The following is a 24,189-nucleotide window of genomic DNA, read 5'->3' as shown; positions in this document are numbered from 1 at the left end:
GTTCAGAACCTGTAGGTCGCGCCGATCAGAGGCCCTGATTGATCGAACGTGTAGTCGTTTCCGTCAATGTCATGATCGAATGAGATATAGCGGTATCCGCCCCGCAGAACCCACCGGTCATTGATTGCGTAATCGGCCGTCAAGAGAACAGACCAGGTCTGACTTCCGCTGCGAAATCCCCCGTAATCCACATAGGCCGTGCTGGTCCATGCATCGGACAGAGTAAATCGGGCCCGAACGCCCACCACCGGATCGAACCAGCTGGCGTCGGCAGAGTTGGTCTGCGATGGCGCTCCGCCCGGGGTCAGGGTGAATTCTGTGTCGGTGCTGTACCACCTGAAACCGCCCGCCAGATCGACCTTTACGGACGCATCGTTGCGCACCCGGTATCCAAGCAATGCGGTTAGAAATTGTGTTTTGACCGAGGTCTCAAGCTCTGAACCGGCTGGTCCGGCTACGGTGTTGCCGAAGGACAGGTTGGTATAGTTGTAGTCGGCCAGCACGCTCCATTGGCCGTTGGTTGCGGCAACCGTACCCATAAAGGCAAAGTCCAGATTCTCGAGCGCGTCGGTGAAGCTCAGCGTTCCGTCGAGGGTGCCATTGGGTGTTTCAATGCTGGTCTCGGTCTCGGGCATGAACAAATAGATGGTTGCCTCGTATGACCAGTCGGATTGCTGCGCCGATGTCATCGTCGCAGCCGATGCCAGCAGGGCCGCCGCCGCGGCGCGGGGTATAAATCTCTTCTTAAATGCCATTTCGTCCCTCCGTTTAGTTGTCGCCCATGTTGTCCGGGCTTGCGGGGTTATGCCGCCGCTATGTCAGGTGTTGCCGCGCGTGCGCCTACGCGGTTGATGTCTGTTTCAGGGAAAAACTCGGACCAGACATGCCAGAAAACGCCGGCGCGCAGTGTTTCAACCCTTTTCAGTTTGCCTTGATCCGACATGCCCCAAAAATCGCAGCGCGTAATAGGCTTGCCGCTGTCGTTGTACCAAACCCCCAGGCTTTCGTATTTCGGGTCCAGACTGACCACGATGTCGCGCCCACCTACAGTGGCATTCACGATCCAGTTGTTGTCCACAATGAAATCATCGGTCCAGCAAGCGGCGTCGGTGCCGATGGTGATCCCCCAGACATGGGTCTTATTCGGCAATCGGTCGTCCGAACGGTCCATGTTGTCCATTACTGGGGCTTCTTCCTGATGCTGGCGGCTGATGCCCCAGCCAAAGGTAATCTCGGTCACCATGTCCAACAGCCGCAGAAGCGGGTTGGGGGAAGGTATATTCAGAAAAACCTCGCCATCGGGAAACGCCTTTTGAAATCCTCGAAAGGTCATTCGATAGGTTGGCCATGGCTTCATCTGCGCCTCGGGGCGCAGGGGGCAGGCGGGGCCATCGGCACTTGGGTCGCGGTCGGCTTCGCGGAAGCCATAGATATGCTGGATCGGCTCGCCGGATTCATTGTCGCGCAGGATCAGGTTATTGCCATGCTGAGCCAGAACTTCGAGGTCCAACCGCTTACCTTCGATACGTGGGGCATATCCCTGCCCAAGATTGGCCATAGCACAATAGGTCATGACCACGTCTTCGCCGCCCAGCCCGTCTACGTCGCCCGCCAGATGCGGCCGCATGATCTGTGCATCGGGGTGCGCGCGGGCGTGGCCTTTGTTGTCGATCACGATAACCGGTGCGGTTGGTCCGACATATTTCTGCGCCTCGCTGATCGGGAAGAAGGCGGCATCATTCATCTGGTTGCGCAGTCCCAGATGCACCCAGACATAGGGAAAGCCATACAGAAACAGCACCAATAGCGCCGAGACGATCCACAACCAGAACGGCCCGCCACCCAGAATGAAATGTGCCAAAGTGGCAATTGCAAACGCGCCCAGTCCGATCCCGATCAGGCGGTATTCATGCCGGATGAAACGCACCATGTTCCGGCGTTTCACCTTCAGCAGCATCTGCGAGATGTCGCCCAGATCACGGAAATAGACGAATCCGATTCCTAGCGAGACGACCAGACCAAGAGCGAAGAGAATATTGCCTACCATGTGCACCTCCTGATCCGGGTTCTATTGCTGTGGAGCGGCGCGTTTGGTCATGAACGCTTCGACGGCCTGCTGGGTTTCGGGGCGGATGTTCTCGATCCCCTCATAGGGCACGCCATAGGCAGGAGGGGTGTCGGGGTATTTCTCTTTCCGCGCCATGTGACGGCCAAGTATGCGCGAGAATTCCTGTCCGCCCCAGGCACCAACTTCGGTCGAGACCGAATACTCTTCGCGCGTGTCGCGATAGAGGTCGAAGAACTTTGCGAGGATAGCGCTTTCCCCAGGTCCTGGTAGTTTCAGTTTAAGTTGGTCTTTCACGATCGCCTCGGGTTTGTTCACCGAATACACAATGACGTGATCGCGGCGGGCTTTGGATTCATCCGCAAACAAAAGCGCAGCCGACTGGTCCACGCCGTCTACCAACCGGTCGCGTGGAATGTACTGATCCGCTCCGGCAAAGCGTGACAGGGTCGTGTACAGGTCCGAGACGTGGATGATGCTGTTCAACAGCCCGTCGGCCTCGATCATGCCAGGCCAGCGGATGAAGGCATCCACGCGGACACCGCCCTCGGTCGTGTCACCTTTTCCGCCCGCGTAGATCAAAGGTGTAAAACCGGATTGAGGCGCGTATTTGGTGAAATGGCCGTTGTCGCCCATCACCACAACCACGGTGTTGTCTGCCAGCCCCAGTTCGTCCATCCGCGCGAACAGATCTCCCAGCCATTGGTCCAGAAGCTGCATCTTGTCGACATACAGCCCGCCGTTCACGCTTTCGGGTCCGGACCGCCCGGCGCGGGTATTGTCCAGCGGAATCATCGGCCAATATTGCAGGAAGAATGGCGCATCGCCGCCCGCAAGGCGATCCAGCTCCTCAAGCGTCTTGTCCTGAAACGCCTGGTTCATCTCATCGTATTTAGCAGCGTTCCAGCGTTCGCCGGTTTCCATGCGGATTTCACGGATCGGACCGCCGGTTTCACCCTCGATCACGGTCATCATTGCGGCGGAGTCCGGTCGGAACCAGTCATCCAGCGTGTATTTGTCGTCATAATCGCGGATCGCGACCGAGACCTGTTCCTTGATCGCATCGTCATTGAAAATGGTTAGCTGACCCTGCTGGTGAATGGCGTGCTGAGCATAGTCAAAGCCCTGATTCATCGCCCAGCTTTCCGCAATGTCACCCATGTGCCACTTGCCCACATGGCTGGTGTCATAGCCAGCTTGCTTTAGGACCTCGGCCAGTGTCACTTCATCGCCGGGCAAACCGAAGCCTGCGATATCGACAGTGGTGTCGCCCATGCCCATCCTCACCGGCAACCGCCCGGTCATCTGCGCCACGCGGGTCGGTGTACAGGAAGGTTCGGTATACATCCGCACCATCCGCATGGCCTGGTCCGAGAAGTCGTTGATATTCGGCGTCTCGTATCCCCGCACGGCGTTCAGCTCAGGGATGCCCATGTCGCCAAATCCCATGTCGTCGATCAAAACGCTGACGATGTTCGGTGGCTTGCCCCCGTTGCTGTCGCGAAACGCGGCCAGGGCCTCATCAACGGCGGTGTCATCCTGCGCCCATTGCTCACCATGTTGAGCCTGAAGGATGTAAAATTCGGCATCGTGGTGGATAGGATTTTCCTGTGCCAGAGCCGGTGCGGCCGCAAGACTCGTCGAAAGTGCAATCACCCAGTTCAAATTCATTTCATATTTCCCCCTTGCCAGATACGCCCTGCCGCCAGCGCCGCAAGATCACCTCACATTGAAACATTATGATATTTACTGGGAAATTTCTACGGACCTGCATCTATGGCGGCTACTAAGCCTGTTGCGGGTCAGTACAGGGACAACAACCGCGCAGCAAAACCGCGCGGTTGTCAAAAGGTTTTGGGGAGGGGGCGCTTAGGCGGCGACCTCTTCCATTGGCAGTTTGCGCGGGTAAGGATCGCCGCGCTTGTATGACCCGGCCGCCGTAAACAGTACGTCGGTGGACGAATTCAGCCCGGTTTCCGCGGAGTCCTGTAGGACGCCGATGATAAACCCGATGCTGACCACCTGCATTGCAGTTGCGTTGTCGATACCGAACAGGCTGGCCGCCATCGGGATCAGCAACAGCGAACCGCCGGCCACACCTGACGCTCCGGTTGCGGCAATCGATGCGATGATGCTCAGGAACAGGGCTGACAGGAAATCGACCTGAATACCCATTGTGTGCACCGTCGCCAGCGTCATCACCGTGATGGTGATCGCGGCACCGGCCATGTTGATGGTGGCACCGATAGGGATGGTGACCGAATAGGTTTCCTCATCCAGGTTCATGCGGCGGCACAGTTCCATGTTGACCGGAATGTTGGCGGCCGAACTGCGCATGAAGAACGCGGTGATCCCGGATTCCCTCAGGCAAGTGAAGACCAGCGGATAGGGGTTCTTGCGAATGCGCAGGAACACGATCAGCGGGTTCACGACCAGCGCCATAAACGCCATACAGCCGATCAGAACCAACAGAAGGTGGCCATAGCTGGCAAGGGTTTCAAAACCGGTCTCGGCAATGGTCGAGGCCACGATGCCAAAGATACCGATGGGGGCGACGCGGATGATGGCGGCCACGATCTTGGTAATTGCGCCATCCAGATCGGACATCAGCGTTTTGGTCGAGTCGCTTGCGTGGCGGAAGACCAGCCCAAGACCGACGGCCCAGGCGAGAATGCCGATATAGTTGGCTTGCGCCAGTGCATTTACCGGGTTGTCGACGATTTTCAGCAGGATGTTCTTCACCACTTCGGCCAGACCGTCCGGGGCGTCCATCAGGTGAGGTGTGCCGGTCAAATGCAGAGTGACCGGGAACATGTAGCTGGCCACCACCGCAACCAGCGCCGCCGCGAAAGTGCCGAGGATATACAGCAGAACCACAGGCCCCATACGGGCCTGACTGTCTTTCTTGTGGTTGGTGATTGCGGCGCAGACAAGGATCAGCACCAGCACGGGCGCGACGGCTTTCAGCGCGTCGACAAAGAAATCCCCCAACAGACCAACAGCCGAACCAGCGGCGGGCCAGAGGGTGGCAAGTAGGGCACCGGCCACAAGGCCGATGATGATTTGAGTAACCAGGCTACCGCGTAGAATAAAATTCATCGGGACCATCCTGTTTGACTGGGGGCTTGCCGGGGAACGGATCCTCCCGATCAGGCACGGTTAAGTTTCAAGACTGGGCGCTATATGGGCACTTTGGATCCAATTTAAACATCTGGACTTAACAAATAAGTCCAGATGGGGATTTGAGCCTAACGCTCTGCCGTCTCGCACGGTCTGACATTGGGAGTTTCTGAGGACACCCGTTTCAGGCTCCACGTGCAGGTTTGAACGGTCAGGCCGGGAAGGTTCGGCACTTGATCCGAAGCCCAGACGCTGGTGACCGAAAAGCTGAACGGCGTGTCCGTGGCGGCAGGAAATAGTCGAGCGAGTTCCTTCGATGGAAACGTGCCGCCGCAGGATTCGAAATACCCGCTGACCAGCTTGCTATCAGGTGCCAGCGCAATCGAACCGGTATAGAGCGAATACTCGGCGCCAAGCTCTTGTTTGTCAGTGTATAGCAGGTCGATGGATATTTTATCGCCGTCCTGAACAATTCCGGCACGCATCGGGTCAGCCCAGCTTGACGGCACGCCACCTGTGGTGCTGTCGCAGGCATACATGCCTTCATACTGGCCAGTCAGTGAGAAATTTTCGGCATATGCGGGTGCAAAACTACCGGCCACAAGAAGGGTCATGGCCGTTCTTCCAAGAATGTGTTTCGAGGTCATAATGGGCTCTCCTCTCCAATGCAGACAGGGATTGCGCCGTCACAAAATATCCGAGTGCTTCTCAATCACCTGGCCAAAATGATGCCGCCAGAGGTCCACGCCCAACTTGCCGCTGCGATCCAGCGAAGACCCGACGACCGTGTCTGCAATTATGGTCGGTTGCAGCCCCGCGTCAAACAGGGCGAATCCTGCGGCCAGAACACAAGTGTCGGCCTGAATGCCGCAGACCAAAACGCGGTCAACCTTCCAGCTGTGAAACTGGTCGATCACCTCGGGTGTTGGGCCGTAGCCATACTTCAGAATGGTGCGGTCGGCCTGAACAAGGCTGTCATCGACAGATCGGGGTTTCCAGCCAAGCTGGCGGAAAAAGGGCACTTTTGCTTCGTCATGGCGTTCGACCGTGGCGATAGAGGGGAATTGCGAGGCCAGTAACTGGCTGCGCTCGACCAGCCAATCGGGTGGGTCAAAGCTGGGTTGAACATCGATTACCAGTACGGCCTGTTTCAATGCATACCTCCGATGTTAGTCACACCGCCTGATGAACTTCGATGATATTGCCCTCGGGGTCGTGGAAGAAAAGTTGATGCCATTCCTTCGCGAAGGCGGTGCCATAGTCCGAATAGGGAATGCCGTTGTCGTCCAGCAGCTTTTTGAACGCTTCGATATCGTCTGTGCGAAAGGCGATATGGCCACGTTCGACCGGGTTTATCGTCTCACCATGTTTGAAGGCGACGTCCAGGTTTCTTTCGGCCAGATGCATCTGCATCCCGCCATCGGTCGCAAACCGGATCTTGCCGCTGTAGCCCTTGTCGTCGGTCTCATCGGGGCGGGGGAAGTTTTCAATCGGGATGTCGTCCAGCCCAAGAACCTGCGTGTAAAACCGGTGCAGCCGGTCGACGTCATCGGACACAAAGTTGATGTGGTGAAATTCGAGCTTCATTCAGGTCCGGCCTCTTGGTTGATGCGCGGTGCCAGAAAATCGCAAGAACCTGTCACAGGCAAGCCCTGCGTCAAAGGGTTTGATATGCTTGAGAAATGCGGAAGCGAACTCGCCCAGAAAACCGTTGCGCCAATGTGGGGATGTGGGGATAGTTAAGGAATTACAAGCTCCCGAGGGTCGTATGAAACCTTCTGCTCTGTTTGTCTGCGCATTGATCCCCCTGTTTCTGCCTGACCCGGCAGCGGCCCAGTCCGACGCGCCGCCCAGTGTGATGGTTGCTCCGGTGATGCTGCAAGACCTGCAGAAACAGGACCAGTTCGTTGGCCGTGTCGTGGCGGATCAAAGCGTTGATCTGCAGGCTAGGGTTGAAGGGTTTCTGGAAGAGGTCAACTTTACCGAAGGCGGAACGGTCGCCAAAGGTGATGTGCTGTTCCGGATCGAACAGAAGAAGTACGCAGCCACTGTGGACAGCGCTCAGGCCGCTTTAAAAAGCGCGCAGGCCAGCGCGCAGTTGGACAAGGCCGCGTTGGCCCGGCAGCAGGAGCTGTTCGACAAGGGCGATATTCCTCAGGCGGTTCTGGACACGGCTCTGGCGACCTATGCTGCAGGTCAGGCGGCAGTGGATGAGGCGCAGTCCGATCTTAAGATTGCCCAGATTGATCTGGACTACACTGAAATTTTCAGCCCCATTGATGGCCGCATTGGTTTGTCTGCGGTGGATGCGGGCAATCTGGTTAGCTCGGATACCGGCGTTCTGGCGACCGTCACCAGTGTTGATCCAATATTGGTCAGCTTTTACGTCAGCGAGCCGGTTTTGCTGCAGGAACGCCGCAAAGGCGGGATCACGCCAGGTGCCATCAAGCTGACCACGGATATCAAACTGGCGGATGGTGAGACCTTTGCCGCCGCGGGCAAAGTGATCTTTGTCGGCGACAGCGTCAGCCAGGACACCGACACGATCGAGCTGCGCGCGAGCTTCGCCAACCCTGACGGGGTGCTGATCCCCGGTCAGTTCGTGACCGTCAGCCTGACCGGGTCCGAAGACCCCAAAGTGCTGACCGTGCCGCGCAATGCGGTGCAGTTCGACAAACAGGGGTATTTTGTGTTCTCGGTTGATGGCGACAGCAAGGCCCACCGGCAGAATATTGAGATCGGTACCCAGACCGCGACCCGCACGCAGGTTACATCCGGGCTTTCTGAGGGTGACCGCGTAGTGGTGCAAGGGCTGCAGAAAATACATGACGGGCTGGTTGTGAAGGCCGTCGACAGTCAGGGGTAGGGCCGGTTTGATCGCGCGCTATTTCATCAACAGGCCGCATTTCGCCGCTGTCATCGCGATCCTGATGGTTTTGTTTGGCGCGGTCTGTGTGCGCCTGATCCCGATCACCGAATACCCCCATATCACGCCACCGCAGATTTACGTCGATACCTCATATCCGGGAGCAGACGCGCAAGTCATTCTGGAATCCGTTGCGACCCCGATCGAAGAACGCGTGAACGGTATTCCCGGCATGTTGTCCCTGTCCTCCAAAAGCTCGAATGACGGCACCTACATGCTGAACGTATCGTTCGAGCTTGGCACCGATCCCGATGTCGCGGCTGTTGAAGTGCAGAACCGCATCGCTCTGGCCAGTTCCGAGTTGCCCTCGGCGGTGTTGCAGCAGGGGATCGAGGTGACCAAGAGGTCAGGCAACATGATCATGGTGATCAACCTGATTTCTCCCGACGGATCACGGGATGAGCTGTACCTGAGCAATTTTGCCGCCGATTTCCTTCATGATCCGCTGCAGAGGCTGCCGGGCGTGGGGTCGGTATCGCAGTTCGGTCAGTTGGAATACAGTATGAGGGTTTGGATCAACCCGGTTCGCATGGCTGCGCTGAACATCACTGCGGCGGAAGTGGCCGACGCCATCAAAGACCAGAACGTCATTGCCGCAGCAGGGCAGGTCGGGGCGCCCCCTTTCGCAGAAGGTCAAACCGACTTCCAATTCAAACTGCGCGCCGAAGGCTTGTTGCGCGATGCCGAAGAGTTTGGGCGGATCATCGTCGCCTCGGACCCCAGCGGTTCAGTCACGCGGCTAGAGGATATCGCCCGGATCGAGTTGGGCGCCGCCACCTATTCCGGCACGACCAAGCTGAACGGCAAGGACTCGGCCACTGTTGCGGTGTATCAGGAAAGCACCGCCAACGCGCTTGAGATTTCCGACACCCTACGCGCGCTGTTGAAGGAGCTGTCAACGAAGTTCCCCGACGGTGTCTCGTATGAGGTTACCTATGACGTCACCGATGCGGTGCGCGTGTCGATCCGGGATATCATGACCACGCTGGCCCTGACGGCGGGGTTGGTGATCGGCGTGACCTTCCTTTTCCTCGCGAGCCTGCGTGCCACCATCGTACCAGCTATCGCTATTCCAGTATCGCTGCTGGGTGCGGTGGCGCTGATCTATGCCATTGGGTTCAGTGCCAATATGATCACCCTCTTCGCGTTGGTGCTGGCGATCACTCTGGTGGTGGATGACGCGATCATCATCATCGAAAACGCCGAACGTATCCTGCGGGACGAGGGGTTGGACCCACGCAAGGCAACCCTGAAAGCGATGTCGCAGGTCAACCGACCGATCATCGCGACAACCTTTGTTCTGGCGGCGGTGTTTGTTCCGGTCTGTTTCTTTCCTGGGGTGACAGGCACGATCTATTTCCAGTTCGCCCTGACGATCATCTTTGCCTTTGTTCTTTCGGCCGTGAATGCACTGACTCTCGCGCCTGTGCTCTGCGCAATGATGCTGAAGACCGACAGTAAGCCAATCGGGCCGCTGGCAATTGTTCCAAGGGTGATCGTATGGGTGCGGCACCAGTACCTGCGCCTTGTATCGTTGATGCTGCGCTATATGGCGGTTTCGTTGGTGGTGTTTACCGGGGCCGTGGGTTTGACGGTGTACCTGTTCAATACCGTCCCCACGGGCCTGATCCCGCAGGAGGACAACGGCGTTCTGATGGCATCGATGGAGTTGCCGGACGGGGCCTCTCTGCAACGCACGCAGGCGTTCATGGATAAGGCGGGCGCGCTGATCGAACAAACGCTGGGGGTCGCGGACGTCACGGTTGTGTCCGGCCACTCGATGCTGGCCGGAGGGCGCCCCAACGCGGGTATGGTCATCGTAACGCTGACCCCATGGGATCAGCGCACCAGCCCTGATCTGCAGTGGTATGCGATCATGCACAGCCTTGAACGGCAACTGGCGGCGTTACCCGAGGGGGTTTCCTATGTCTTCCCGTTCCCGACCATTCACGGGCTGGGCTCGACCGGAGGAATTTCAGTGGAACTGCTGGACCTTGGCAATGGGGATGGGGCGCAACTGGATGCGGTGATGACCGGCTTTGTGACCGCCCTGAACGCCGCGCCCGAGTTTTCCCGTGCGCATGGCAATTTCTCGGCCCAAAGCCCACAGTATAAACTGTCTGTTGATCGCGACCGGGCCGAGACATTGGGCGTCAGCGTGGCCGATATCTTCACCGCGTTGCAGGCCAATCTCAGTTCGTATTTCGTGGACAACTTCATCCTGAACGAGCGTGTTTACTGGGTCGTGATTTCTGCCGATGCCGAATTCCGCCAGACATTGGATGATGTGGACAATATCTATGTCAAAAACAGCGCCGGAGAGTCTCTGCCCCTGCGCAACTTCGTCAGCAACGAACCGGTCCTCGCGCCGGATACAGTGCCGCGTTACAACCTGTTCACAGCCGCTTCGGTCAGTGCGCAGCTGGCGGATGGCGTCAGTTCCGGAGATGGCATCATCGCGATGCAGGCGATTGCCGAAAAAACCCTGCCCGACGGGTTCCAGATCGACTGGTCTGGCGTCACCCAGCAAGAGGTGAAAGCACAGGGGCTTGTTCCTTACATCATGCTGTCGGCGTTGGTTCTGGCATATCTGTTCCTAGTGGTTCTGTATGAAAGCTGGATCCTGCCGTTTTCGATCATCACCTCGGCCGTCTTCGCGCTGTTGGGCGCGTTGATCCCGCTGTCGCTGCTGCCCTTCGTGAACAGCAACATCTTTGCGCAGGTCGGGATGGTATTGCTGATCGGACTGGCAGCGAAAAAAGCGATCATGGTGGTTGAGTTCGCCAACCAACAGCGCGACAGTGGCGCCAGCATCCGTGACGCGGCCCTGAAAGCGGCTGAAATCCGGTTTCGCCCCGTGACCATGACTGGCCTGTGTTTCATCGTAGGCGTTCTGCCACTTGTCCTGTCCAGCGGGGCAGGGGCAGCGGCGCGGGTCTCGGTCGGGTATCCCGTTTTGTTCGGCATGATCCTCGACAGCACGCTTGGGTTGCTGATGATCCCGGTTTTGTATGCTGCTTTCCAGAGCCTGCGCGAATGGCTGGTCAGTATCGGGCAAGTACGCCGCAAGACCTGAAAATTGTTGCAGTCTTTCAGGCTTTGCCGGATGCTGAACGGCACCGGAACTGAGGCGGGCCCAAGCAAGATGTCGCTGCAAGACCCCTTTACGGACCTGAAAATCGAACGGCAGGACAGCGGGTTCTACAAGGGCTATAACCTGCCAATTGCGCTGGTCAGCAAGATCGTCGTCTCGCTGTTGGTGCTGTGGGCCTTGGTCTGGCCGCTGAACGCCAATGACACCCTGCGGTCCTGGAAATCGGGGCTGTTGAGCGAGTTTAACATCTTCTACGACCTTTCGGTCGCGCTGTTCGCGTTCTTTCTGATTGTCATCGCGATCATCCCGGCAACCGGGCGGATGCGATTGGGCGGTGAGGACGAACGACCCGAATTTACTAACTTCTCATGGTTTTCGATGATGTTTGGGGCCGGGCTGGGTGTTGGTCTGATGGTTTATGCCACTGCCGAACCGCTGGGGTTATGGGAGACGAATCCCCTGACCGTCTCGGGCGAGGTTGAAGCCAAAAGCCAAGAGGCGATAAAAGGGGCCTATCGATACACGTTCTTGCACACCGGATTTCACGCCTGGGCCATCTACGTGGTGACGGGGTTGAGCCTAGCCTACTACGCCTACACCCGCGACATGCCGCTGACGATCCGCACCGCGCTGACGCCGCTGTTGGGAGAGTATTCCAACGGTGTTGCAGGGCACGTGATCGACATTCTGGGCGTTGTCGCCACGATCCTCGGGGTGGCCGTGACCATCGGATACGGAGTGTCGCAGCTGGTGGACGGGGCGTTTCTGATCACCAGTGCGGAATGGCTGATGGACGGTTTGATGAAGCCATCGACCGCAGGGCTGATCGTTGCGCTTGCGACCGTAATGCTGATGTCGACCCTGTCTGCGGTCTCGGGCGTCGGGCGTGGGGTGAAATACCTTTCGAACTTAAATCTGGTCCTGTCGCTGGTTCTTCTGGCGGTGTTCATTATCTTCGGATCATTTGCCTTTGCCCTGACAACCTATGGGCAGGCATTGGTGGATTACATCATCAATTTCATCCCGCTTAGCCTGCAGGCCTATGGCCCGATGTCCGAGGCCGAGTTCGCCTCGGCCCTGCCGCCCGAAGCCGCCCCCTTCGTGGCCGAGCTGTTTCCAGGCGCTACCGACGCCTGGGGCACCCGCGACAGTTTTCTGGCCGGGTTGGGTGGCGAAGCAGCCGCCCTTCCGGATACTGCGAAACACGCCGCTTATGAGGCCGGAACTCCGGGGCGACTTTTCGGCTGGCAATCGGGCTGGACCACGTTTTATTGGGCTTGGTGGATCGCCTTTTCACCCTTCGTCGGCCTGTTTCTGGCTCGAATCTCACGCGGGCGCACGGTGCGCGAGTTCATTCTTGGGGCGGTGATCGCGCCGTCGCTGGTTTGTTTTGCCTGGATGACCATTCTGGGTGGGTCGGCCATTGATCTGGAACTGAACGGAGACGCCGGTGGCGCGATCCTGTCGGCATCGACCACGGCCACGCTGTTCGTGACGCTCAGCCAGATGATCTCGGGACACATGCTGGTAATCGTCAGCTTTATGTGTGTGGTCCTGACAATGACCTTTCTGGTGACCTCGGCGGATTCCGGGATACTGGTGATGAACACGATCATGTCCGGCGGGGCCGAGGAAACCGGGGTCATGCATCGCATACTGTGGGGCGGTCTGTTGACGCTGGTGATCGGGACGCTGTTGATTGCGGGCGGTGGTGGGCTTGAGGCGTTGACCAATTCGATGATCATTGGCGCGCTGCCCTTCAGCGTTGTCCTCCTGCTGATGTGTGTTGCGCTGGGCAAGGCTATGATCAACGACCTGCGGCGTGCGCGGTACGACGAAAGCCCGACCGAACGTTAAGCCGGTCTGAGGTTTTCTTAATCTTTCCGCCGGGGCGCGCTTCATGAACATTGCGTAGCTTTGCATGGACTGTCCTGTTCGGGGCGACAGGATCGGAGGTCTCGGGCATTCCCGGCAAAACGTAAGAAAGGGGCGCGTCATGGCGGACGTTCAAGGATACGCACCACTTTTTGAGCCCATTCGTCTGGGGCCAGTTACTGCGAAAAACCGTTTCTATCAGGTGCCGCATTGCACCGGTCTAGGCCATGTGCGCCCCCGGGCCGAGGCCGCCCTGCGCGGGATGAAAGCCGAAGGCGGCTGGGGCGTTGTTTCCACGCAAGAGACCGAGATCCATCCGACCTCGGACCTGGCCCCCTCTGCCGAGGGTCGCTTGTGGGACGCTCGCGATATTCCCGCATTGCGGCTGATGACGGATGCGGTGCATAAACATGGTGCTCTGGCGGCTGTTCAACTGGTCCACAACGGCAGACATGCCACCAATCTTCTGTCCCGCGCGCCGGTGCTTGCGCCCTCGGATATGGCGATCAGCGCTTGCCAACCGAAACAGGGGCGCGCAATGGACAAGGCCGACATCCGCGCGCTGCGGCGCTGGCATCGTGATGCTGCCCTGCGCGCCAAAGAGGCCGGGTTCGACATCATCTATGTCTATGCGGGTCACGGGATGACGCTGGCCCAACAGTTCATGTTGCCTCATCTGAATGCGCGCGGTGACGAATACGGTGGATCGCTGGAAAATCGCGTGCGCCTGACCCGCGAACTGCTGGAGGACACTCGCGATGCCGTGGGCGACACCTGCGCCGTGGCCTTTCGGTTCGGGATAGATGAGATGCTTGGCCCCGACGGGATGCAGGCGGCCGAAGAAGGCAGGGCCGTTGTCGAGCTGCTGGCCGATCTGCCGGATATCTGGGACGTGAACGTCTCGGACTGGGCCAACGATTCCGCGACCACCCGGTTTAAGCCACAGGACGGGTATCAGAACGACTATCTGTCTTACGTCAAAAAGGTGACTGAGAAGCCGGTCGTGGGTGTCGGGCGGCTGACCTCGCCAGACCTGATGCTGTCGATGCTGCGCAAGGGGATCGTTGATCTGATAGGTGCGGCCCGCCCGTCGATTGCCGACCCGTTCATCCCGCGCAAGATTGAGGAGGGTCGCGTTGACGAAATCCGGGAGTGTATCGGCTGCAATATCTGCGCCGCCTCGGACGGGTTGGGCGTTCCGATCCGCTGCACCCAAAATCCGACCATCGGCGAGGAATGGCGGCGTGGTTGGCACCCAGAACGCATAGCCTCGCAGGGCCAAGCGACACAGACGCTGGTCGTGGGCAGCGGCCCCGCCGGGTTGGAATGCGCCATGCAGCTGGCACGGCGCGGATATGAGGTCACGCTGGCTGAAAGCGCGATGGACTTTGGCGGGAGGGTTCTGCGGGAAAGCCAATTGCCGGGGCTGGCCGCATGGGGCCGGGTGGCTGATTACCGGCTGAACGATCTTCGCCAACGCGCCAACGTGCAAATGTTTGCGGAAAGTACGCTGGATGCGGATCAGGTGATCGAACTGGGCATCGAACACGTGTTTCTGGCCACCGGGGCCGAATGGCGCGTCGACGGTGTGGGGCGCAATACGCGACGCTTGCCGCCGACGATCGACCCGTCGGCCTTTGTCTATACGCCGGACGATATCATGGCCGGGTCCGAGCCAGAAGGTCGGGTGGTGGTCTATGACGATGACCATATTTATCTGGCCGGTGTTATTGCCGAAAAGCTGGTGCAACTGGGATGTGATGTCGTTTTTGTGACACCGGAAAGCACGGTGTCGAGTTTCTCAGATTTCACCTTGGAGCAACACCGCATTCAGGCCCGGCTGATCGAACTTGGCGTGGAAATTTGCTGCAACCAAACGCTGAGCCGAATTGCGCCCGACTGCGTGACCACAGACTGCGTCTATACCGGGCGGGTGTTGCAGGTGGAATGCGCAGCAACCGTGTTGGTGACCGAACGGCAGCGCAACACCACGCTGTATGATCAGTTGCGGGGCAGGGGATTGAAAACGCTTGAACTGATCGGTGATGCCGCTGCCCCAGGCCTGATTGCCGATGCAATATTCGACGGCCACCGCGCCGCGCGCGACTTTGAACGCCCTAGGGACGCAGCCGAACAAGACTGGTTCCGCCGGGAAATCACCGACCTGCGAGAGGAGGCATCATGACCCAGACCATCGCTCCCAAAACGCGCCGCCGTGGCGGCGGTCGCGCGGCACGCATCGCGCAACAGCAGGCCAGCACCGGAAATGAGGCGGTTTACGGCGGGCTGACCGGTGGCCGCTATCGCCCGCTGTCGCAGGCCGATATGCAGGCCATTCACAGCGCGGCCCTAACCGTGTTGGAGCGGACCGGTCTTGCCGATCCGTTCCCAGAACTGCTGGATCTGGTGCTGCCCAAAGGCGCGATTTTGAACGAGCATAACCGCCTGTGCTTTCCCCGTGGGCTGACCGAGGACCTGCTGTCCAACGCCGCACGGGAATACTACGTCCACGCGCGGGGTGAGCGTGCGGGCAAGGATGATATGCACTGCACCGCGCAAAGCGTTTATTTCGCCAATTCAGGCACTGCCGTTACAACTTTTGACGCGCGGACCAAATCCTACCGCCCGTCCACGCTGTGCGATATCTACGATTTCACCCGGCTGGTCGATAAGCTGGACAATATCCACATGCTGGGCGCCACGGTGCTGGCCACAGATGTGACCGATGACTTCACCCATGACATGAACATGGTCTACGCCATGCTTTCAGCCAGCCAGAAACCGGCCTGTCTGGCCTTTCGGAACCGCAGCCATATGCCCCATGCCATCCGCATTTTTGATCTGGCCTCGGGCGGGGAGGGTTCCTTTCTGAAAAAACCTTCGGTGGTGTTTGGCGGCTGTCCGATTGTGTCGCCCCTACGCATAGGGCGCGAGAATATGGAAATTCTGATCGACACTGCCAAGCTGGGCCTGACCGTGGATCTGGCCGTCCCGCCGCAGGCTGGGGCCACCGCGCCCGCAACGTTGGCCGGAACTCTGGTGCAGGCAGTGGCAGAAACGCTGTCCTGCGTCGCCATTGCCAACCTGATCACGCCGGGTTGCCCGGTCAGTTTTGCCGCCTGGCCGTTCATCACCGATCTGCGCAGCGGGTCGTTCACCGGCGGCAGCGGAGAGCAGGCCTTGATCGGGGCCGCCGCAGTGCAAATGGGCAACTTTTACGGCCTGCCGACCTCGGTCGGGGCGGGGATGACCGATGCAAAACTGCCTGATGCGCAATATGGGCTGGAAAAGGCGCTGACCTTTTCGTTGGCCGCCCATGCCGGGGCTAACCGGGTGTGCGAGTTCGGCGGTATGTTGGGCAGTCTGATGGGGTGCAGCTTCGAAAGCATGGTCATCGACGATGAGGCTGGCGGCATGATCCTGCGATCCCTGCGGGGCATCGAGGTGAACGATGAGACCATGGCCGTTGACGTGATCCATAAATGCGCCATCGACCCGGGGCATTTTCTGGGCAACCCGCATACGCTGAGTTTTATGAACTCGGAGTTTGTCTACCCTCAGCTCATGGACCGAGAGCGCACCGATACTTGGGAAAACGAAGGCAAGGTTGATCTGTTGCAGCGTGCGCAGGACAAGGCACAGGCCATTCTAGGGGCGCATTTCCCCAACTATTTCGGGGCCGAGGACGCCCGAGTGCGCGATGAATTCCCTATCGTCCTGAAAACCGAGCAGATGCGGAGCAGCCGGGCGTAAGGCGCACAATGGTCCCCGCCTATCTGTGTTCGAACCAGATCGAAAAGGCAGCGCCGTCGGTGGCGGGTAGCAGCGCAATATCTCCGCCATGCGCGCGCAGCGTGTTGCGGGCGATAGCCAGCCCCATGCCCGTCCCGCCCTGATCGCGTTTCGTGGTGAAAAACGGGTCAAACACCCGCGCCGCATTGCCTTCAGAGATGCCCTGACCGTCATCGCGCACTCTCAGGACAACCCGTGCCTCGTCTGGCTCGGTTGAAAGCTGAACGACCTGCGCGCCATGTTCTGACGCGTTGCTCAGCAATTGCCGCAGGACAACTTGCAGACCTTTGGGGCCAATCGGGATGATTGCATCACCGCCACTGATCCGCAGATCAAGGGCTGGGAAGTCGCTTCGCAGCCCGTACTGCAATTCGTTAAGTGAGGCCGCACCTTCATGGCGCGACTCGCGCGCGCGGGCGACCTGTCGCATGGCGTCAATCTGGTGCTCCATCTGCACGCCTGCGCTGGCGATCTGATCGACCAGACGCAGATTCTCGGCCGAGAGGGTTTCATCATCGCGCAGCAGTTCCGTCGCTGCGCGAAGGGTTGCCACCGGGGTTTTCAGCTCATGCGTGACGTGGTCTGAGAAGCTGCGAATTGTTGTCTCGCGGTTGCGCAGGGTCTCGGCCATGTCGATGACGCTTTGGGCGGTGGTGCCGAGCTCCTGCGTGCCGAACCGTGCAGGTGGCGACAGGGGGTCGGCAGGGTGCCGAACGACCTGAGTGGCAAACCGTTCCAGCGCAATAATTGGCCGAAGCAACAGCCGGACCAGAAGCCAGCCCAGAACCGCGGTGGCTGCGGTGATGATCAGCGCCAAAGAAACGGCGGCGTTGCGATAGCCCAGTTCCGGCCCGAGATACCGAAACGCCACCAGACCGGTCAGCGACAACAGCAAAGTACCGCACAGCGCTCCGCCCAATACAAAGGCAAGACCCGGGCGCCATTTGCGCGTCATGCCGGGGAACCCTGAATGCGGATTCCAACGCCATGCACGGTTTCAATTGCGCCCGCGCAGCCCGCCTGCGCCAGCTTGCCTCGCAGGTTTCTGAGATGGCTGTCCAATGTGCGGTCCGAGACCTGAGATAGTGCGCCCCAGACCGCCTGTATTAGCTGCGCCCGGCTGTGCACCTGACTGGGGCGTTCAATCAGAGTGGCCAGCAAGGTGAACTCGGTCGCGGTCAGGGGCACTGTGGCCTCATCCAAACGGCAAATATGCGCGCCAGGGTCCAGCGTTATCCGGCCATGGGACAGGATCGCTCCGGGTCGTGGCCCGGCCGAGCGTTTCAGGATAGCCCGAACGCGTGCGACCAACTCTCGTGGGCTAAAGGGTTTGGTGACGTAGTCGTCAGCGCCCATTTCCAGACCAAGTATGCGGTCTATCTCATCATCGCGGGCGGTCAGGAACAGGATCGGCACGTCGGATTTTGCGCGAATGCGGCGGCACACCTCTAACCCGTCCATCTCGGGCAGGCCGATATCCAGAACGATAAGATCCGGTGCTTCGCGGGCGGCGTGGGTAACCGCGATCTGGCCGTCGCTGGCGGTAACCACCCGAAATCCCGCCCGTTCCAGCGCCAGACTTACCAGCTCACGCAGGCGGGGATCATCGTCAACCAACAGGATTTTCATTGCGCCTCGCTTTGCGTGTTTGCTGCAAGATAGCCATTCACGCGCGCAGTGCGAAAGTCCCATTCGCGCCAGTTGAGATGGGTTGGGTCTGGATGCACACAGCTTTGCGCCCAGTCCGGGATATGAGGGATGGGCTGAAGCGCGACCTGTTTCGAAACCGCCTTGGCCGCAGTATGTCCAAGGCTGCAGAGATAAACCCAGTCCGTCGGGGTCGTGTTGTCCGAGTCCGCCGCGCGGGACAGTGTATCGGTTGCGATCAGGGCACCGAAATTGACGAACGCACAGGTATATAGTGTCACGACGCTTAACGCAGTGACCCGCAGCACCAGCCAGCCCGAGGATCGGTCCCGATAGATCTGCCATGCCACCATCGCCAGACCGATCGCGACCAGCCCCATCCATATTGCCGCATAGACGCGCAGATAGGTCAGGCCATAGGAGCCGATATAGAGGTCCAGCCGGAATGCGGCTGACAGGGTCAACAGCACGTTTTGCGCCAGCCAAAACAGCAGCAAGGATTTCAACGCCGGATTTTGTTCCGAGAACGGGCGTGCTGCCAGCGCAAAACCGCCAGCCAGCAAGGCGGTCGCCAGCAGCGGGTAGGCGCCGCGATGGGCATAAGTGGCATAGCTCATTCCGTCCGGTAGGGCCGCACCGCCGAACAGGATCGAGAAATCCAGTACACTCTGCAGTGCCAGCACGAGGTTGAACAGAACCAGTGCGCGAAAGACCGACCCGGCATTCAGAAATCGGGGTGTCCCCCAGTCTGGTAGCTTCACTGAAAGCGCACCGTCGAGGGCAGGGGCGGCCAGAACCGGCCAGATCAACAAGGCCAGCCCGGCCCAGAACATTGCGCGACGGACCAACACGAACAGATCGAAATCCACTTGCAGCATTCGGACCAGCATATGTTCAAGCACAGGGTTCGCGCTGATCAGTAGGGTGCTCAGGACCATCACGCCGCCCAAAGGAAAGGCCCAGTTGCGAAGGAATGTACGGACTGTTGTTCGTTTGGAAGTGCTGTGAGAAGCGGCCCGAATGGGCCTGCCCCGGATGTGGGCCGCAAAGGCCATGACACCGGCGGTCGGAAGGCTTTTGAGCAGGCGGAGAACAGCACCAACCAGCCAGGGCAGGCTTTCGCGAGTCTTGACCTCGGGTGGAATGCGCAACAGCGCCACAGCTCCAAGCAGCCCGAGGGTGAGGAAGGCCAAAGACAGAAGCTGGACATATTCAAGAACGGGCAAGGTTGCCAGCAGCAGTACCCCAGCAGCGACCCACTGCCTGTTGTGGCCCGGGCTATTGACCCTAACCGCCGTAAAGATGCTCCATGCAAAGAGGGTCAGAGAAAACCCGGGCCAGTACCCCCAGAACAGAAAATCCCCTAACAGAACCAGAAGGATCAGTGCAGCAAGTCGGGGAAACTTGCGAATATGATCCAGAATGTTACCGGGTGGTGTGACAGGAGGCGTCTGGTCAATCGTTGCGCCACCTTCGTTGGCCAGCCACCAGCCGTCATATGCAAGCGACCGGGGAATTCCACGGATGATGAGTTCTTTGGGCATGTCGTTCTCCTGCTCGGGTTTCCCCAAGCGTGAACGCGCGAATTGCAGACTATCCGCACCAGTTGTGCAGATTTCGTGCAGACATGCAGAATTCGCTCTTTGCCTTAGCGAGGTCGGCGACGCTCCGACAACTCCCCACTAAAACGCTGATTTCGGACGTCTTCCGTGGTCAAGTTATACTGCACCCGAAAGGCCCGCCCCAACGCAGCGGCGGATGAAAAACCGGTGGCCGTGGCAATCTCGGGCTGCGGCATGTCGGTGTATCGCAGCAGGCTTTGGGCGCGCTCCAGTCGAAGCTCACGATATGTGGTCAGAAGCTTGACGCCCGTCTTACCCAGAAACCGCCGCTGCAGCTGTCGGGTGGATGCGCCAACGGTTTGGGACAGGTCCGAGATTTTCAGCGGATCTTCCACATTATCCAGCATAGCCCCGATCACCTGCCGCACCATTGGGTCCGCGCCAGACCGTTGGATAAGGCGGGTGGCCAATTGGCTGGAAAAGTTGCGGTCCGGCTCGGTCAGGCCGATGTAACCGCGCAGGGTGTCGGCCAGATGTTCTCCGTGATCCAGTGCCACGCAATCCGCAAGCAGCCGAAGGGCGCTCAACTTTGTTGCGGCGCTGTGAACACGGTTGTCGGGGGATCTGTGGGTAGCTCTGTTACAGTCGACAAGACCGATTTCCTGCGCTGCGGCGGTAAAGTTCGGGTGGATGGCAGCAGATGTTTCATCGGCCCGCCCGGTTTGTGCCAACAACAGCACCGCCCCACCGACCAGCACCGAGCGCGACGCCAGACGCAGTATCTGCGATATCCGGGCTTTCTCCACAGCGTCGCATGACCAGGTTTTGTGATGATCGCCCCAGAAAATCGCCGTACGACCTGCCCAATACAGCGGGTCGCCCGCAGAAACCGTCGCGGCACCGCGGATATTCACGGTATAGGTGTGATCCTCGACCAGATGGTTCAAAGAGTCGAAAAACTCGACAATCATCTCTGCCGGCGATTTTACATTTTGATCGCTCAGAAAAACGTCGACGTACCTTGTTCTTTCTGACGTCGTATTGGCCGGCCGCGCGTGGTCGTTTCCGAGGACATAGTGTTTCATCGTTCCTCCACCTGCCATTCATGGGGTAGGCCCCCGCCGGTCTCCCGGCGGGGGTAACTTTTACTCAGCGGCGTCTTGGTATGCGTCCATTGGAGGGCATGTGCAGACGAGGTTTCGGTCGCCGTATGCGTTGTCGACGCGGTTGACGGGGGACCAGTATTTATCGACGCCCATGGAGCCCGGGGGGAAGCAGGCCTGTTCGCGGGTGTAGGGGCGGTCCCAGTCGCCGACCAGATCGCGCACCGTGTGGGGCGCGTTTTTCAGCGGGTTGTTTTCCGCGTCGATCTTGCCGTCGATGATGTCCTGCGCTTCCGAGCGGATCGACAGCATGGCGTCGCAGAAGCGGTCGAGCTCGGCCATGGGCTCCGATTCCGTGGGTTCGACCATCAGGGTCCCGGCCACCGGCCAGGACATGGTGGGCGCGTGGAAGCCTGAATCGACCAGACGCTTGGCGATGTCGTCGACGGTAACATGAGCGGCCTCATCCAACGGACGGGTGTCGAGGATGCATTCATGCGCCACACGACCGGACTCGGAGGTGTAGAGGATCGGGTAGGCCTCGGCCAACCGCGCGGCGATGTAGTTGGCGTTCAGGATCGCCACTTTCGTCGCCTGCGTCAGACCCGCGCCGCCCATCAGCAGCACATAGGCCCAGCTGACCGGCAGGATCGAGGGCGACCCAAACGGCGCCGCCGAGACCGGGCCCACGGCTGTGCCGTATTCCGGGTGACCGGGCAGGTGTTCCTCAAGATGCGCTTTGACGCCGATCGGGCCCATGCCGGGGCCGCCACCGCCATGCGGGATGCAGAAGGTCTTGTGCAGATTCAGGTGGCTGACGTCGCCGCCAATGTCACCCGGACGCGACAGACCGACCATGGCGTTCATGTTGGCGCCGTCGATATAGACCTGACCGCCGTGGTCATGGGTGATCTGGCAGACCTCCTGCACGGTGGTCTCGAACACGCCATGGGTGGAGGGGTAGGTGATCATGCAGCCGGCCAGATGATCGCTGTGCTTCTCGGCCTTGGCGCGGAAGTCATTCAGATCGATATTGCCGTTCTCATCCGACTGCACCGGTACAACCTGCCAGCCCACCATCTGCGCCGAGGCCGGGTTAGTCCCGTGTGCCGAGGTCGGGATCAGACAGACATTGCGGTGCCCTTCGCCGCGGGCGAAGTGATAGTTGCGGATGGTCAGCAGGCCCGCATATTCGCCCTGCGCACCCGAGTTGGGCTGCTGGCTGATCGCGTCATAACCGGTGATCTGGCACAGCTTGTCGTTCAGATCGGCAATCATCTCGTGATAGCCCTGCGCCTGATCTTCGGGGCAGAACGGGTGCAGATTGCTGAACTCGGGCCAGGTGACCGGGATCATCTCGATCGTGGCGTTCAGCTTCATGGTGCAGGACCCCAGCGGGATCATTGCCCGGTCCAGCGCCAGGTCACGGTCGGCCAGACGACGCATATAGCGGGTGATCTCGGCCTCGGCCCGGTTCTGATGGAAGATCGGATGAGTCAGATAGGGCGTCTCGCGCAGCGCGTAATCCGGCAGGCGGTACTGCTTGTTCGAGCTGTCATCGGTGCGGTCGATGCCGAAGGCACCCCAGACAGCTTCGATGGTCTCGGGACGGGTCTGTTCATCCAGGCTGATGCCCACTTTCGTGTCGCCGATCTTGCGCAGGTTGACGCCACGCGCCACGGCGGCCTCCATGACCGTTTTCTGCAGATGACCAACCTCGACCGTGATGGTGTCGAAGAACACCTCAGGTTCGACGGTAAAGCCCGCCTCTTCCAAACCGGCGGCCAGACGCGAGGTCTTGCGGTGCACCGATTGCGCGATGGCCTTGATGCCGTCGGGGCCGTGGTACACGGCATACATCGAGGCAATCACCGCCAGCAGCGCCTGCGCGGTGCAGACGTTCGAGTTGGCTTTCTCGCGCCGGATATGCTGCTCGCGGGTCTGCAGCGACAGGCGGTAGGCCTTGTTGCCGCGGCTGTCGATGCTGACACCGATGATCCGGCCCGGCATCGAGCGCTTCAGCTTGTCGGTGGTCGCCATGTAAGCGGCGTGCGGGCCGCCATAGCCCATCGGAACGCCAAAGCGCTGAGTCGAGCCGATGGCAATATCCGCGCCCATCTCGCCGGGCGACTTCAGCAGGGCCAGTGACAGGATGTCGGCAGCGACGATGGCAATCGCCTTGTGCTCATGCAGCGCCGCGATCTCGGCGGTGTAGTCGCGCACATGGCCATGGGTGCCGGGGTACTGGAAGATCGCGCCAAAGACGGCACCAGCGTCCAGGCTGTCGGGATCGCCCACCTGCACATCGATGCCCAGAGGCTCAGCCCGGGTTTTGATCACCGCGATGGTCTGCGGGTGGCAGTTCTTGTCGACAAAGAAGGCCGCGTTGTTGGCCTTGGACCGGCCGCCGCGCTTGGCCATCGCCATGGCTTCGGCCGCCGCAGTGGCTTCGTCCAGAAGCGAGGCGTTGGCCACGTCCAGCCCGGTCAGGTCGCTGACCATGGTCTGGAAGTTCAACAGCGCCTCAAGACGGCCCTGGCTGATCTCGGGCTGGTACGGCGTATAGGCGGTGTACCAGGCTGGGTTTTCCAGAATGTTGCGCAGGATTGGCGCCGGGGTCGTGGTACCGTAATAGCCCTGACCGATCAGCGAGGTCAGAACCTTGTTCTTGCTGGCCACCTCGCGCATATGGAACAGCGCATCCCGCTCGGTCATCGCCGGGCCCCAGTCCAGCGGCTCCTTCTGGCGGATCGCGGGGGGAACGGTGGCGTCGATCAGTTCGTCCAGCGTCTTGAAGCCGATCACCTTGAGCATGTCGCGCATCTCGGTCGGGCTGGGCCCGATATGGCGGCGATTGGCAAAGTCATAGGCTTCGTAGTCGGTCAGTTTGAAGGCCATTGCAGCGCTCCTATGAATAAGTCAGGTCGGGCGGAGGCCGCGAGGACCTCCGGTAGAAAGCGGGCCGGGTCGGCCCGAACGGGTGGGGTCCCGGATCAGGACCCCGG

The 24,189-nt window shown here is 59.7% G+C and carries 17 protein-coding genes; 5 read left to right on the top strand and 12 right to left on the bottom strand.

The window, feature by feature from the left end; all coding sequences use genetic code 11:
- Positions 1-2 precede the first annotated feature (2 nt).
- From ACXAGD_RS13025 to ACXAGD_RS12995, 7 genes are all read right to left on the bottom strand, one after another.
- The gene (locus ACXAGD_RS13025; protein ID WP_475211222.1) at positions 3-755 is read right to left on the bottom strand and encodes an outer membrane beta-barrel protein; all 753 of its coding nucleotides are present in this window, start codon (positions 753-755) and stop codon (positions 3-5) included.
- Positions 756-802: 47 nt separating this feature from the next.
- On the bottom strand, positions 803-2,047 hold the full coding sequence (locus tag ACXAGD_RS13020) for a DUF3179 domain-containing (seleno)protein (RefSeq protein WP_475211221.1): 1,245 nt from the start codon (positions 2,045-2,047) through the stop codon (positions 803-805).
- Positions 2,048-2,068: 21 nt separating this feature from the next.
- On the bottom strand, positions 2,069-3,736 hold the full coding sequence (locus tag ACXAGD_RS13015) for a sulfatase-like hydrolase/transferase (protein WP_475211219.1): 1,668 nt from the start codon (positions 3,734-3,736) through the stop codon (positions 2,069-2,071).
- A 198-nt stretch (positions 3,737-3,934) separates the two neighbouring features.
- Complete coding sequence (gene sstT / locus ACXAGD_RS13010) at positions 3,935-5,164, bottom strand: serine/threonine transporter SstT (protein ID WP_475211218.1); 1,230 nt, start codon at positions 5,162-5,164, stop codon at positions 3,935-3,937.
- 149 nt (positions 5,165-5,313) lie between these two features.
- Positions 5,314-5,799 carry a hypothetical protein gene (locus ACXAGD_RS13005; RefSeq protein ID WP_475211216.1) on the bottom strand — a complete coding sequence of 162 codons (486 nt, stop codon included), beginning with the start codon at positions 5,797-5,799 and terminating at the stop codon, positions 5,314-5,316.
- Positions 5,800-5,871: 72 nt separating this feature from the next.
- Complete coding sequence (locus tag ACXAGD_RS13000) at positions 5,872-6,339, bottom strand: cysteine hydrolase family protein (protein WP_475211215.1); 468 nt, start codon at positions 6,337-6,339, stop codon at positions 5,872-5,874.
- 19 nt (positions 6,340-6,358) lie between these two features.
- Entirely contained in the window at positions 6,359-6,772 is a 414-nt protein-coding gene (locus tag ACXAGD_RS12995) for a VOC family protein (RefSeq protein ID WP_475211213.1), read from the bottom strand.
- Positions 6,773-6,953: 181 nt separating this feature from the next.
- Here ACXAGD_RS12995 and ACXAGD_RS12990 point away from each other — a divergent pair, with 181 nt between their 5' ends.
- From ACXAGD_RS12990 to ACXAGD_RS12970, 5 genes are all read left to right on the top strand, one after another.
- Entirely contained in the window at positions 6,954-8,051 is a 1,098-nt protein-coding gene (locus ACXAGD_RS12990; RefSeq protein ID WP_475211212.1) for an efflux RND transporter periplasmic adaptor subunit, read from the top strand.
- Positions 8,052-8,058: 7 nt separating this feature from the next.
- A complete protein-coding gene (locus ACXAGD_RS12985) occupies positions 8,059-11,187 on the top strand; it encodes an efflux RND transporter permease subunit (RefSeq protein WP_475211210.1) in 3,129 nt (1,042 codons plus the stop codon).
- Positions 11,188-11,256: 69 nt separating this feature from the next.
- Complete coding sequence (locus tag ACXAGD_RS12980) at positions 11,257-13,062, top strand: BCCT family transporter (protein WP_475211209.1); 1,806 nt, start codon at positions 11,257-11,259, stop codon at positions 13,060-13,062.
- A 139-nt stretch (positions 13,063-13,201) separates the two neighbouring features.
- A complete protein-coding gene (locus ACXAGD_RS12975; RefSeq protein ID WP_475211208.1) occupies positions 13,202-15,265 on the top strand; it encodes an oxidoreductase in 2,064 nt (687 codons plus the stop codon).
- Positions 15,262-16,833, top strand: coding sequence for a trimethylamine methyltransferase family protein (locus ACXAGD_RS12970; RefSeq protein WP_475211206.1), 1,572 nt, complete (start codon positions 15,262-15,264; stop codon positions 16,831-16,833). Before ACXAGD_RS12975 ends, ACXAGD_RS12970 begins: the two co-directional genes overlap by 4 nt.
- Before the next feature lie 19 nt (positions 16,834-16,852).
- Here the strand turns inward: ACXAGD_RS12970 and ACXAGD_RS12965 are convergent, their stop codons facing one another.
- From ACXAGD_RS12965 to gcvP, 5 genes are all read right to left on the bottom strand, one after another.
- Positions 16,853-17,827: a sensor histidine kinase gene (locus ACXAGD_RS12965; RefSeq protein ID WP_475211205.1), complete on the bottom strand. Its 975-nt coding sequence runs from the start codon at positions 17,825-17,827 to the stop codon at positions 16,853-16,855.
- Positions 17,824-18,501, bottom strand: coding sequence for a response regulator transcription factor (locus ACXAGD_RS12960; protein ID WP_475211204.1), 678 nt, complete (start codon positions 18,499-18,501; stop codon positions 17,824-17,826). Before ACXAGD_RS12960 ends, ACXAGD_RS12965 begins: the two co-directional genes overlap by 4 nt.
- A complete protein-coding gene (locus tag ACXAGD_RS12955; RefSeq protein WP_475211203.1) occupies positions 18,498-20,063 on the bottom strand; it encodes a DUF4153 domain-containing protein in 1,566 nt (521 codons plus the stop codon). The genes ACXAGD_RS12960 and ACXAGD_RS12955 overlap by 4 nt, the downstream gene beginning before the upstream one ends.
- Before the next feature lie 104 nt (positions 20,064-20,167).
- Positions 20,168-21,052, bottom strand: coding sequence for a helix-turn-helix domain-containing protein (locus tag ACXAGD_RS12950; protein WP_475211201.1), 885 nt, complete (start codon positions 21,050-21,052; stop codon positions 20,168-20,170).
- 174 nt (positions 21,053-21,226) lie between these two features.
- Positions 21,227-24,082, bottom strand: coding sequence for an aminomethyl-transferring glycine dehydrogenase (gcvP, locus tag ACXAGD_RS12945; protein WP_475211199.1), 2,856 nt, complete (start codon positions 24,080-24,082; stop codon positions 21,227-21,229).
- Between the last annotated feature and the right edge of the window lie 107 nt (positions 24,083-24,189).

This window comes from Ruegeria sp. ABF4_144, from assembly GCF_056160045.1.
Note: the sequence above shows the minus strand (reverse complement) of the source record. Positions and strands in the feature narration are given on the sequence as shown.

What these genes read in the sequence shown, in the direction of transcription:
- ACXAGD_RS13025 (WP_475211222.1), bottom strand. Translation starts at nt 755, where the DNA reads ATGGCATTTAAGAAGAGATTTATACCCCGCGCCGCGGCGGCGGCCCTG.
- ACXAGD_RS13020 (WP_475211221.1), bottom strand. Translation starts at nt 2,047, where the DNA reads ATGGTAGGCAATATTCTCTTCGCTCTTGGTCTGGTCGTCTCGCTAGGA.
- ACXAGD_RS13015 (WP_475211219.1), bottom strand. Translation starts at nt 3,736, where the DNA reads ATGAATTTGAACTGGGTGATTGCACTTTCGACGAGTCTTGCGGCCGCA.
- sstT (WP_475211218.1), bottom strand. Translation starts at nt 5,164, where the DNA reads ATGAATTTTATTCTACGCGGTAGCCTGGTTACTCAAATCATCATCGGC.
- ACXAGD_RS13005 (WP_475211216.1), bottom strand. Translation starts at nt 5,799, where the DNA reads ATGACCCTTCTTGTGGCCGGTAGTTTTGCACCCGCATATGCCGAAAAT.
- ACXAGD_RS12995 (WP_475211213.1), bottom strand. Translation starts at nt 6,772, where the DNA reads ATGAAGCTCGAATTTCACCACATCAACTTTGTGTCCGATGACGTCGAC.
- ACXAGD_RS12990 (WP_475211212.1), top strand. Translation starts at nt 6,954, where the DNA reads ATGAAACCTTCTGCTCTGTTTGTCTGCGCATTGATCCCCCTGTTTCTG.
- ACXAGD_RS12980 (WP_475211209.1), top strand. Translation starts at nt 11,257, where the DNA reads ATGTCGCTGCAAGACCCCTTTACGGACCTGAAAATCGAACGGCAGGAC.
- ACXAGD_RS12975 (WP_475211208.1), top strand. Translation starts at nt 13,202, where the DNA reads ATGGCGGACGTTCAAGGATACGCACCACTTTTTGAGCCCATTCGTCTG.
- ACXAGD_RS12970 (WP_475211206.1), top strand. Translation starts at nt 15,262, where the DNA reads ATGACCCAGACCATCGCTCCCAAAACGCGCCGCCGTGGCGGCGGTCGC.
- ACXAGD_RS12965 (WP_475211205.1), bottom strand. Translation starts at nt 17,827, where the DNA reads ATGACGCGCAAATGGCGCCCGGGTCTTGCCTTTGTATTGGGCGGAGCG.
- ACXAGD_RS12960 (WP_475211204.1), bottom strand. Translation starts at nt 18,501, where the DNA reads ATGAAAATCCTGTTGGTTGACGATGATCCCCGCCTGCGTGAGCTGGTA.
- ACXAGD_RS12955 (WP_475211203.1), bottom strand. Translation starts at nt 20,063, where the DNA reads ATGCCCAAAGAACTCATCATCCGTGGAATTCCCCGGTCGCTTGCATAT.
- ACXAGD_RS12950 (WP_475211201.1), bottom strand. Translation starts at nt 21,052, where the DNA reads ATGATTGTCGAGTTTTTCGACTCTTTGAACCATCTGGTCGAGGATCAC.
- gcvP (WP_475211199.1), bottom strand. Translation starts at nt 24,082, where the DNA reads ATGGCCTTCAAACTGACCGACTACGAAGCCTATGACTTTGCCAATCGC.